We start from the raw sequence: 1,818 nt of genomic DNA on the forward strand, positions 1-1,818 counted from the left end.
GGTCCTGTCCCCGGTAGTGGTGTAGCTGGGCGGTAGCGAAGCCGCTCGCGAAGCGCGCCCCCAATAGCGCCGTAGCGAGCGAGCGGCTTCGCGAGTGGTCATCGATGATTCGCCGGTAGGGTCGGGTTGCGAACACCAACCTGATTCGAGGAACCACCGATGACCGACGAGATGATGAACCTGCGCGCGCTCGTGGAGAAGAGCCCTGACGCGGATCTGTTGCGGGAGATGATCGGCTTTGCCGCTCAGCGGCTGATGGAGCTGGAGGTCGAAAGCCTGACCGGCGCCAGCTATGGCGAGAAGAGCCACGAGCGGCTCGTTCAGCGGAACGGCTACCGCGACCGTGACTGGGAGACGCGGGCCGGCACCGTGGAGCTACGTATCCCCAAGCTGCGCAAGGGCAGCTACTTTCCCGGCTTCCTGGAGCCCCGCCGCCTGGCCGAGAAGGCGCTCACGGCAGTGGTGCAGGAGGCCTATATCCACGGCGTCTCGACGCGATCGGTCGACGACCTCGTCAAAGCAATGGGGATGAGCGGCATCTCCAAGAGCCAAGTCTCGCGGCTCTGTGCGGAGATCGACGAGAAGGTGAAGGCGTTCCTGGGCCGCCCGATCGAAGGGGATTGGCCGTATCTGTGGATCGACGCCACCTATGTGAAGGTGCGCCAGAACGGCCGTATCGTCTCGGTCGCCGTGATCGTGGCGGTCGGTGTCAACGGCGACGGCCGGCGCGAGGTCCTCGGCATGGACATCGGCCCCTCCGAAGCCGAGACCTTCTGGACGGCATTCCTGCGCAAGCTCGCCCGCCGCGGGCTGCGCGGCGTCAAGCTGGTGATCTCGGATGCCCACGAAGGCATCAAGGCCGCGGCCGCCAAGGTGCTCAATGCGAGCTGGCAGCGCTGCCGCGTGCACTTCATGCGCAACGTGCTGGCGCACGCCGGCAGGCAGGGCCGCCGCGTCGTCTCCGCCTTCATCGCCACTGCCTTCGCCCAGGACGACGCCGAAGCCGCCAGAGCCCAATGGCGACGGGTCGCCGATCAACTGCGTCCCAAGCTTCCCAAGCTTGCGGCCTATCTCGACGAGGCCGAAGCCGACGTGCTCGCCTATATGACCTTCCCCGCCCAGCACCGCGCCAAGCTGCACAGCACCAACCCGATCGAGCGCCTCAACGGCGAAATCAAGCGGCGAACCGACGTGGTCGGCATCTTCCCAAACGAGGACGCCATCGTGCGCCTCGTAGGAGCAATCCTACTCGAGCAGAACGATGAATGGGCCGTCCAGCGCGCCCGCTACATGAGCCTGGAAACCATCGCGCCCTTGAGCGATGATCCCGCCGTCAACCTGCCGGCAATCGCAGGCTGACCTGTCCGGCCTATGCCGGCGATCGCGCCGACCCGTCGCCAGCTACACCACGCCAAGGGACACGATCGGCCTTTGTCGATTCTGGAGAGCTGATTCCCTGTACCTTCTTATGGCACGATCCCGGAATTACCCCATGTGCAAAAACGTTCTGGCGGCAGCATTGACGCCTCGTGACTTCGGCCGCGTGGCCGTGCCTGGTCATTTTCCCGGATTTGTCGGCTCTGGCCTCGTCCTCTCGGCTCGACGCCCTCGTTCCGAGCGCGGATCATCCGCAGCAATTCCAGCCCCTGGATGTCGGGAAGCCCGAGATCGAGGATGATCAGACCCAACTTCGAGGGTTGGACGTTTGATGGCGTTTAAAAAGGCGCGCAAATGCTGGGTTTCTGCGCCCGCGTTCGATATTGTGGTGCTAAATGATGTAGATGTTCGGCGCGCTTTATCTTGACCGAATCGCGCTTT

The 1,818-nt window shown here is 64.1% G+C and carries 1 protein-coding gene and 1 pseudogene; one reads left to right on the plus strand and one right to left on the minus strand.

Features of this window, described 5'->3' with window-relative positions; translation table 11 throughout:
* The first annotated feature begins 159 nt into the window (after positions 1-159).
* Positions 160-1,359 carry an IS256 family transposase gene (locus VH499_RS07075; RefSeq protein WP_332052000.1) on the plus strand — a complete coding sequence of 400 codons (1,200 nt, stop codon included), beginning with the start codon at positions 160-162 and terminating at the stop codon, positions 1,357-1,359.
* Positions 1,360-1,601: 242 nt separating this feature from the next.
* Here VH499_RS07075 and VH499_RS07080 read toward each other — a convergent pair.
* Positions 1,602-1,682 (minus strand): annotated as a pseudogene (locus tag VH499_RS07080) (DNA-binding response regulator); the annotation flags it as partial.
* Positions 1,683-1,818: the final 136 nt, after the last annotated feature.

The organism is Reyranella sp., assembly GCF_036558665.1.
GTDB lineage: Bacteria > Pseudomonadota > Alphaproteobacteria > Reyranellales > Reyranellaceae > Reyranella.

Excerpts from the sequence above, each read along its gene's own strand:
- VH499_RS07075 (WP_332052000.1), top strand. The coding sequence starts at position 160 with ATGACCGACGAGATGATGAACCTGCGCGCGCTCGTGGAGAAGAGCCCT.